General features: G+C 30.7%; 8 protein-coding genes. 7 read left to right on the top strand and 1 reads right to left on the bottom strand.

Going from position 1 to position 10,495, the window contains the following annotated elements:
* Nucleotides 1-215 (top strand): hypothetical protein (locus ACRC03_RS07830; protein WP_438652008.1); only part of this gene is annotated, 215 nt, incomplete at its 5' end.
* Between the two features lie 250 nt (nt 216-465).
* On the opposite strand, the gene ACRC03_RS07825 is transcribed toward ACRC03_RS07830, so the two are convergent.
* On the bottom strand, nt 466-1,311 hold the full coding sequence (locus ACRC03_RS07825; protein WP_438652007.1) for an AraC family transcriptional regulator: 846 nt from the start codon (nt 1,309-1,311) through the stop codon (nt 466-468).
* A gap of 218 nt (nt 1,312-1,529) precedes the next feature.
* Between ACRC03_RS07825 and ACRC03_RS07820 the strand changes: the two genes are divergently transcribed.
* From ACRC03_RS07820 to ACRC03_RS07795, 6 genes are all read left to right on the top strand, one after another.
* Entirely contained in the window at nt 1,530-2,696 is a 1,167-nt protein-coding gene (locus tag ACRC03_RS07820) for a glycoside hydrolase family 5 protein (RefSeq protein ID WP_438652006.1), read from the top strand.
* Nucleotides 2,697-2,718: 22 nt separating this feature from the next.
* The gene (locus ACRC03_RS07815) at nt 2,719-4,365 is read left to right on the top strand and encodes a glycoside hydrolase family 43 protein (RefSeq protein WP_438652005.1); all 1,647 of its coding nucleotides are present in this window, start codon (nt 2,719-2,721) and stop codon (nt 4,363-4,365) included.
* 43 nt (nt 4,366-4,408) lie between these two features.
* Nucleotides 4,409-5,791 (top strand): MFS transporter, encoded by a 1,383-nt coding sequence (locus ACRC03_RS07810; RefSeq protein ID WP_438652004.1) that lies wholly within the window; start codon nt 4,409-4,411, stop codon nt 5,789-5,791.
* Nucleotides 5,792-5,892: 101 nt separating this feature from the next.
* Nucleotides 5,893-7,362, top strand: a complete 1,470-nt coding sequence (xylB, locus tag ACRC03_RS07805; RefSeq protein ID WP_438652003.1) for a xylulokinase — start codon at nt 5,893-5,895, stop codon at nt 7,360-7,362.
* Between the two features lie 12 nt (nt 7,363-7,374).
* The gene (locus ACRC03_RS07800; RefSeq protein WP_438652002.1) at nt 7,375-7,989 is read left to right on the top strand and encodes a DUF4867 family protein; all 615 of its coding nucleotides are present in this window, start codon (nt 7,375-7,377) and stop codon (nt 7,987-7,989) included.
* A 23-nt stretch (nt 7,990-8,012) separates the two neighbouring features.
* Nucleotides 8,013-9,488: an L-fucose/L-arabinose isomerase family protein gene (locus ACRC03_RS07795; RefSeq protein ID WP_438652001.1), complete on the top strand. Its 1,476-nt coding sequence runs from the start codon at nt 8,013-8,015 to the stop codon at nt 9,486-9,488.
* Nucleotides 9,489-10,495: the final 1,007 nt, after the last annotated feature.

The raw sequence follows: 10,495 nt of genomic DNA, 5'->3' as shown, positions 1-10,495 counted from the left end.
TTTATGGTTTGTTTGTATGGTCACTTATAATTTCTTTTATCAATGTTACTAGCTTACCTAGTAATTATGTATTTCAACAAGTAATTGGTGTATTTGTAGGAATACTATCTATAGTTTCAGTTTTTATTAAATTAAAACGACCTAATGAAACTAAAATAGCTTATTTAATTATGGCAATTTCAATTATTTTAAGTGTATTTGATCTTTTAATTTAGATATAATATCATTATGCAATAAAAGTTATTGATAATACATATATGGAAGTAATGAAAACCTATGCATTCTGTGATAATAGTTCTTTCATAGAGAAGGTGGTAGAGAGATACACAGATTCATAGGAGCTTAAAGTAGAATAACTTATATCTTTATTTGTAAACCATGCTATATCAATATCACTAGAGTTTTCATAGAAATGTTAAGTTCCATAGCTTCCAAAAAAATATCGAATCAGTAAAATATTTTAGATTATCTATTTATTTTTCTCAATTCTTTTGGAGTACAATTAAACCTTTGTTTAAATACTTTATAAAATAATTTACTATTAGTAAAGCCATGAGCTTCTAAAATATTACATAAAGCATCATCCGTGGCAACTAAATCCTTATAAATATGAGCAATTCTAATTTCATTTAAATACTCTAAAAATGTTTGCCCCATACACTGTTTAAATTTCCTACAAAAATACTCAGGCTGCAAGTGTGCAACCTCTGAAATTTCTTGAATAGAAATAGGACGATTATAATTAAGTTTTGTATACTCTAACACTGGTTTAAATGTAGATAAACTTAGAGTATTTCTCTTCATATCTTTACCACCCACAGGAATTCTAAAATTACTATACAATTGAAAAAGAAGTTCAAATAATATACTTGTAAAACGTAAATTACCAGCATCAACAGGATTCGTTCTTAAAAACTCCATATCTCTCAAAAGTTTTCTAACATTATTTAAATTTTTTTCATAATTAACTTCATTACAATTAACACTGAAATCAAAGTGACTATTTTTAAAATCAGGAATATATCTATTTAAAAAAGAAAAAGGTATTTGTAAAAGTATAGATGTATTTCCAGAAATACAGTGTGTAGAATGTACAACTCCAGAATTTATTACGATGCAATCATTAGTCCTTAGATTATAAGTACGATTACCTTCATATATCTTCAAACTTCCAGATGTTACATATATTATTTCTATTGAATTATGCCAATGGCTTGAAATGAAACTACCATTATCACGATATAACTTAAAATTTATATCTAAATTTTCCGTCAATTGAACAATTTCATGAGTAAAATCTTTATTATTCACAATTACTCTCCTTATTAAAGTATATACATCTATTATAAATTGTAAAATCAATCAATTCAAGAAAAAGATAATATCGACCTATAAAGTAGATAATAAAACCACTTAGAAACGTTTGCATTTTAATGTATTATAAATATAAATCATAAAGAAAAATATTTATACATCTATTTTAGTACAAAATAGATATATAAATAAGCTCAGAAAGGGAGAGAAATAAAATGTACATAAAAGGAGTAAATTTAGGTAATTGGTTAGTATTAGAAAAATGGATGAGTCCAGGACTATTTGAAGGAACAAGTGCAGAAGATGAGTATTATTTACCAAGACAACTTTCAAGAGAAGTTTACGAAGCTCGTATAAAAACTCATCGTAGTGAGTACATAACAGAAAGAGATTTTGCAATTATTAAATCTATGGGTTTAAACTCAGTACGAATACCAGTTCCATATTTTATTTTTGGTGATTGTGAACCTTTTATAGGGTGTATTGAAGAATTAGATAAGGCATTTTCTTGGGGAAATAAATATGGATTAAGTATTTTAATCGATCTTCATACAGTTCCAGGAAGTCAAAATGGATTTGATAATGGTGGCATATCTGGAGTATGTAAGTGGTCTCAGCAATCAGAAAGTATAGATTTTACATTAAGTGTCCTTGAAAGATTAGCAAAACGCTATGGTAAAAGAAGTGAACTTTGGGGAATTCAAATTGTGAATGAGCCAATTACAGAAAATATGTGGAAGGTAATGGATGTTCCAAATAGATATAAAGCAGTAGATGAAGAAATGGCAAAAGGCAGTTCGCATAATACATTAGAATTTTTACGTGAGTTTTATATCAAAGCATATAGAGTAATGCGTCCCCATATGTCCGAGGAAAGCGTTATAGTGTTCCACGATGGTTTTGAATTAAAAGCATGGAAAGATTTTATGAGAGAAGAAGAATTTAAAAATGTAGTTCTAGACACACACCAATATTTAATGATTGCAGAGGCAATGGGATGTGAGCAAAGTGTTGATGGCTATGTAAAATATATAAAAGAAAACTATGCAAAAGATATTGCAGAAATGCAGGAATACTTCCCTGTTATTTGTGGAGAATGGAGCTTGTTTAATTCATATGGTTGTGGAATAGATACAGCTGGAGGACAATCACCACTTAATGGAGTAGAATCAAATGTTGAAAAACTATCACAAGATGAAAAGAGAGCTTTATACAGAGAAATAGCAAAAGCACAACTTGATGCATGGGGAAATGGTGCTGGACATTATTACTGGAATTACAAATTATTATTAGATACTGTCAATGAGCCTGGATGGATTGGTTGGGATAGTTGGGATTTAGGTAAGTGCGTAGCACAAGATTGGTTCCCAGTGGGATATTAAAGATAAAATGGAGGAAAATAAAATGATTAAAAATCCAATACTTCCAGGTTTTAACCCGGATCCATGCATTTGTAGAAAGGGCGATGATTATTATATCGCAGTCTCATCTTTTGAGTGGTTTCCAGGAATTCCTATATATCATTCAAAAGATTTAAAAAACTGGGAGTTATATACTCATGTTTTAACTGATGATACAACGGTTGATTTAAAAAAGCTACCTTCAGCAAAAGGAATTTGGGCACCTTGCCTGACTTATTGTGAAAAAGAAGATTTATTTTATGTAGTTTATGGCGTTATGAACTCTATGAATGCTAGGTATTTTGATGTTGATAATTATTTAGTTACGGCTAAAGATATAAAAGGTCCATGGAGTAAACCTATATATATTCATTCTTCCGGATTTGATGCATCTATTTTCCATGATGATGATGGAAGAAAGTGGATTTCATCTTTAGAGTGGGAAACTAGAGAAGGATATGAAAAACCAGGAGCAATATGTCTAGTAGAATACTCTTCAGATAAAAACGAAATAATAGGATACCCTAAACGAATATGGTCAGGCGGAACTGATAGAGGTTGTATTGAAGCCCCACATATAACAAAACATGGGGAATACTATTACATAATGTGTGCTGAAGGTGGAACAGGTTATGGTCATGGAGTAACGATGGGAAGAGCTAAAAATGTGTGGGGACCTTATGAAAAAGACCCTATGAATCCAATAGTTACATCTATTCCTGGTGATTTCTATGAAAGACACGATCCAGACCATTTAAAACCTAAATACTATAATCCAGAATCAATACTTCAAAAATCAGGTCATGGTAGTTATGTAGAAACTCCACTAGGAGAAGTATATTTAGTACATCTTTGCTCAAGGCCTTTTTCACCAGAGTTAAGGTGTACTCTTGGAAGAGAGACAGCTATTCAAAAAATGGAATGGACAGAAGATGGATGGCTTAGGATGGAAGATGGTACAAACTTAGCAAAGGAATACGTAGTTGAAAGTCAACTTAAAGAATATCAAGTTTCAAAAATACCAGACTTCGATGATTTTGATTTAGAAGAGCTTGGATTACAATATTATGCTCCAAGAATTTCACCACTATCATTTGCAGATGTTAAATCTAGACCGGGATATGTAAGGATTAGAGGGCAAGAATCCAGAACATCATTAAATAAAGTGAGCATATTGGCAAGAAAATTAACTTCAGTATATGCAAGAATTACTACAAAGATGGAATTTTACCCCGAAGTACATCAACATAGTGCAGGTTTAATCATGTATTATGATAATATGAACTATATAAATCTTAGAAAATACTATAGTGAAACATTAGGACGATGTGCATTATCAATAATACATCTTGAAAATGGAGAAAAAACAGAATTTTTAAATACAAGAATGCCTATAGAGGATACTCCAATATATCTTCGTTTGAATATACAAGGTAGAAAATCTTATTTTGAATGGAGTTATGATGGGGAAAATTATGAAGCAATAGGTAAAGTATTTGATACTACTAAGTTTTCAGATGAGTACTGTAAGTATGGAGAGTTTACAGGCACGTTTGTAGGTATTACATGTGCAGACCGAGTAAAGCATAAACATTATGCAGATTTTGACTTTTTTGAATATATTTCAGATGAAGAAAAAAATGTAGACTAGTAAAATCTTACTAGAAAATAATTATAAATAGGGGGACTATATTATGGAATATAAAGCAAATATTGAAACAGCTAACATTCAATCTTCGAGAATATCAATAGGTGAAAGGTTTGCTTATGGGTGTGGAGACTTAGGTTGTAATATTATATACTCAGCTATGTCAGCATTTTTATTATTTTATTATACTGATTATGCTGGAGTTAGTGCAGCAGCAGTAGGTAGTATAATGCTTATATCCAGACTTTTAGATGGATTTAGTGATTTAGCAATGGGGGTTATGGTAGATAGAACGAAATCTAAATATGGTAAAGCAAGACCTTGGATTTTACGCATGGCTGTTCCATTTGCAGTAGCAGCAGTGTTGTTATTTTCTGTTCCACCAAGTCTTGGAAATACAGCTAAGTTAGTGTATGTATTTATTACTTATAACTTAGTTTCTACAGTAATATATACTGCAATAAATGTGCCTTATGCAACATTAAATTCACTAATAACTCAAGATCAGTACGAAAGAGGAGTTCTTAGTATTTTTAGAATGGTACTAGCTACTTGTGGTAGTTTAATAATAAATGGATTAACGCTACCTTTAGTTGAATATTTTGGGAATAATGCATCAGCATGGACTAAGACTTTTTTAGTATTTGGTATAGCATCAATAATAGTATTTTTAATAACTTTTGCAGGAACTAAAGAAAGAGTAGAATCTTCTAGAAAAGAAAAAAATGAAGTAGTGCCTTTTAAGGTTGGGGTAAAAGCTTTATTTAAAAATAAATATTGGATACAAATAACATTATGCTTAGTTTGTATATTCATAGTATTTTCACTAAACGGAGGATCTTCGGTATATTATGCTAAGTTTATTTTAGGGAACGAAAAATTATTTGCTCCAATAAATATGACTGCTAATATATCACAAATTATAGCGATGTTTATGGTTGCACCTTTCATAAAGAAGTTTGGTAAAAGAAATGTATTAATGGTTGGTTCTGTAATATTAATAATATCAAACATGATATTTATGGGAGCTCAATTAAGTTATAATACTGTAATACTTGCAAGTATTGTAAAGGGGATAGGAAGTGCTGGAATAGCAGCTACAATGTTTGCAATTGTGTCAGATACTATTGAATATGGAGAGTGGAAAACTGGATATAGAACAGAGGGACTTATAAATAGTGCATCTAGTTTTGGATTTAAGGTAGGAAATGGTATTGGATCAGCAATATTAGGAGCTGTACTTTCTTTAGGTGGATATATTGGTACTGCAGCGGTACAAAGTGAGTCAGCGATAGTTGCTATAAAAGTATGTTTCGTATACTTACCAATAATTATTACAATATTACAAATTATAATAATGAGTTTTTACAAGTTAGATAAGGAATACCCAACTATACTTGAGGAACTAAAATCTAATACTAACAATTAATAAAATAAATAAAATGAGGAGTTGCTATGTTAATTGAGTAGGTTTACTCCTCGTTTTTATGATTAGTTTAACCATACAGATAAAAATAGGGAGTATGAGATATGTTATATATAGGAATTGATTTAGGAACATCAGCCGTTAAGCTACTGTTAATGAATGAAGATGGAAAAATAAAGAATATTGTATCAAAAGAATATCCACTTTCTTTCCCTAAAAGTGGATGGTCAGAGCAAAATCCACAACATTGGTATGAACAGTCTGTAGCAGGAATTAAAGAATTAATAGAACATTTTGATAAAAGTCAAATTTGTGGTATTAGTTTTGGTGGACAAATGCATGGACTTGTGGCACTAGATAAAAATGATGAGATTATTCGTCCGGCTATTCTTTGGAATGATGGTCGTACATTTAAAGAAACTGAATACCTTAATAATGTTATAGGTAAGGAAAAGTTATCAGAGTATACTGCAAACATTGCATTTGCAGGATTTACTGCTCCTAAAATATTATGGATGAAAGAAAATGAGCCTAATAACTTCGCTAAGATAAATAAGATAATGTTGCCCAAAGATTATCTTGCATATAAGCTTTCTAATACATTTTCTACAGATGTTTCTGACGCATCGGGAATGCTTTTATTTGATGTTAAGAATAAATGTTGGTCAAAAGAAATGATGGAGATTTGTGGAATAAAAGAAGAACAATTACCACAAATTTTTGAAAGTTATGATGTAGTAGGTAGCATTAGACCTGAAATTGCTAAAGAACTTGAATTAAATGAAAGTGTTAAAATTATTGCAGGAGCTGGAGATAATGCAGCAGCAGCGGTAGGTACAGGAGCAGTAGGAGATGGAATGTGTAATATATCAATAGGAACTTCAGGAACTGTATTTATATCTAGTGAAAAATTTGGTGTGGACGAGAATAACTCTCTACATTCATTTGCACATGCAGATGGAAAATATCATTTAATGGGATGCATGCTTAGTGCAGGATCGTGCAATAAGTGGTGGGTAGAAGAAATATTAAATACTAAAGAATATGATAACGAATTAAAAGATATAAAAAATCTTGGTAATAATAAAGTATTTTTCTTACCATATTTGATGGGAGAAAGGTCTCCTCATAATAATCCAGATGCGCGTGGATGCTTTATAGGTATGAGTATGGATACTAAACGTAAAGAAATATCCCAAGCTGTGCTGGAAGGTGTTGCTTTTGGGTTAAGAGATAGCCTAGAAATAGCAAAATCATTAGGTATTAAAATAGAAAGTACAAAAATTTGTGGTGGTGGAGCTAAGAGTGATATATGGGTTAAAATCATCGCAAATGTATTAAATATAAATGTAGAAAGAATAGAAATAGAAGAAGGACCAGCCTTAGGGGCAGCTATGTTAGCAGCTGTTGGCTGCAAAGAATTTAATAACGTAGAAGAAGCATCAAATAAAATCGTAAAAGTAGTAGAAACTATTAAGCCTGAAGATGAACTTGTCTCAAATTATGATATTGCATATAAGAAATTTAAAAAAATATATCCTACAGTAAAAGAATTATATAGTGAATTAATGTAAAAGGGGAGAAGTATGAGAATCTTAAACGTAAGTGATGAATCATTTAAAAAATATGGAAAAATACTTAAAAATTATAAATTTAACTCCATAATGCAAGTAATGGAAAATATAGAATGCCCTGGAGATATTATATATGAACCGTCTATTTGTGATTTAGAAAGTACTGATGATATGGCTGTTTTATCCAATGAAGTATATGGGGGAATGCCTATTCAAATAGGATACTGTAATGGTCATAATAATAAGTTAAATGCATTAGAGTATCATAGAGATAGTGAGGTAAATATTGCAGCGACTGATTTAATTTTACTTCTTGGATCACAACAAGATATAACAGATGAATTTAGTTATGATAGTTCGAAAGTAGAAGCTTTTTTAGTTCCAAAGGGAACTGCTATTGAAGTTTATGCAACTACACTTCACTATGCACCTTGTGGAGTAGATGGAAATTATTTCAAATGTGTAGTAGTTTTACCAAAGGGAACAAATACTGAAATTGATTTTTGTTTATCAAAAGATGGAGAAAGTTCATTATTATTTGCTAGAAATAAGTGGATTATAGCACATAAAGAAGCAAATATAGAAAATGCAGTAAATGGAATATATGGAGAAAATATAAAATTGTAAAAAAGTTAAAGGGGATTTTGATTATGAATAATATGCCAGTATTAAAAATAGGAATAATTGCAGTAAGCCGTGATTGTTTTCCAATGTCACTTTCAGAAAATCGTCGTAAGGCAGTTGTAAAAGAATATACAGAGAAATACGGAGAAATATATGAATGTCCAACTTGTGTAGAAAATGAAATACATATGCAAAAGGCTCTTAATGAAGTTAAAGAAGCTGGATGTGATGCTTTAGTTGTATACTTAGGAAACTTTGGACCTGAAACAGCAGAAACATTATTAGCTAAAGAATTTGGTGGACCAGTTATGTTTATAGCAGCTGCTGAAGAAAGTGGAGATAAACTTTTAGATGATAGAGGAGATGCATATTGTGGAATGCTTAATGCAAGCTACAACTTAAAGCTACGTAACATAAAAGCATACATACCAGAATATCCAGCTGGTACTGCAAGTGAATGTGCAGATATGATACATGAATTTGAGCCAATAGCTAAATCAGTATATGGACTAAATAACTTAAAGATAATATCATTTGGACCTCGTCCACAAGACTTTTTAGCATGCAACGCTCCAATAAAACAACTTTACAATTTAGGAGTAGAAATACAAGAAAATTCAGAACTAGATTTATATGAAGCTTTTAACAAGCATGAAAATGATGAACGTATACCAAGTATAGTAAAAGAAATGGAAGATGAATTAGGAGAAGGAAACAAGAAGCCGGAAATATTAGCTAAGTTAGCTCAATATGAATTAACGCTATTAGATTGGATAGAAGCAAATAAAGGCTCTCGTAAGTTTGTTGCAATAGCAGGTAAATGTTGGCCAGCATTCCAAACTCAATTTGGATTTGTACCATGTTATGTAAATAGCCGTTTAACAGCTAAAGGAATACCTGTTTCTTGTGAGGTTGATATATACGGAGCTTTAAGTGAATTTATAGGAACTGTAGTAAGTAATGATACGGTTACTTTACTTGATATAAATAACACAGTACCTAAAGATATGTATGAGGAAGAAATAAAAGAAAATTATTCATATACGTTAACAGATACATTTATGGGATTCCACTGTGGAAATACTGCTGCTAGCAAATTGGCATTCTGCGAAATGAAATATCAAAAAATAATGGCACGTGCACTACCAGAAGAAGTAACTCAAGGAACATTAGAAGGAGATATAGTTCCAGGAGATATAACATTCTTCCGTTTACAAAGTACGTCAGATGCTAACTTATGTGCATACATAGCTCAAGGAGAAGTTTTACCAGTAGCAACTAGATCATTTGGATCAATAGGAATATTTGCAATACCAGAAATGGGACGTTTCTATCGTCACGTATTAATTGAAAAGAACTACCCACACCACGGAGCTGTAGCATTTGGTCACTTTGGAAAAACTTTATATGAAGTATTTAAATACCTAGATGTTTGTGTAGAAGAAATAGATTACAATCAACCTAAATATGTACGTTATAAAACAGAAAATCCATTTTGTTAATAAATTAGACTAAAAGATAAAATTTGAGGCGGAAACATTATGAAGCTTTTTATAGATACAGCAAATGTAGATGATATAAAGAAAGCTAATGATGCAGGAGTAATATGAACAGTAGGGTGTACACGCTTCTTGGAGATGGTGAAATACAAGAAGGACAAGTTTGGGAAGCATTAATTACGCCATTCTAGCAGATGCTCTTTTGAAACATGTATCCTATACTTCCATTTATGATTACTTCACCATTCGTAGGTTTTAATAGTTTTGTTAGTATGTTAAACTATTAATAGATAGAGGTTATATAGAAGTAAAAGGGGGTAGCTTAAGTTGATTAAAAGTAAAAAAATATTATATTGTCTTTACGGAAATATAAACGGAAAAGATAAGGTGGTAGAGAGATACACAGAATTATATAAGTAAGAGTGAGGAGATAAAGATAGTGAATACATACTTACACAATATAAATAACATATACGCATGTTGTTCCAAATTCAAAAAGGACTATAGATAGATTTGAATTTACACAAATTTATCTACAGTCGCAATTTCCTATTAATTGTACTTCGTTTTTATTTTTATATTTAAAAAATGGGAGATTTATATTGACAAAATCATAATTAGTTAATACTATAACATATAAATAATTTAAATTCAATGAAGGGAATAGTAAATATTACCTAGTATTAACAGAGAATGGTGAGAACTCCATAAGAAAAGTAATATTGAAAGACATCCCAAAGAAGCAAATCTGAAATTAAGTAGGACTAGAGATAACTTAGCGAACTTAGCTAGTTAAAGTAGAATGGTACCGTGAATTTTCGCCCCTTGAGATGTATTTCTCAAGGGGTTTTTATAATGAACTAGTAAACTATAATATATATATTCTAAATGAAAACATTCAAATGTAATTACTTTCATATATATAATTTTTCAAGTAAGAGAAATAATAGTATTATCTGAAAATATAAAGGTAGGTAATACAAATGATAAAATTCAATGAAGATGTTAAT

Source organism: Romboutsia sp. (assembly GCF_051659545.1).
Taxonomy (GTDB): Bacteria; Bacillota; Clostridia; order Peptostreptococcales; family Peptostreptococcaceae; genus JBOFOR01.
The sequence above is the reverse complement of the archived record's forward strand: the minus strand, read 5'-3'. Positions and strand labels throughout refer to the sequence as shown.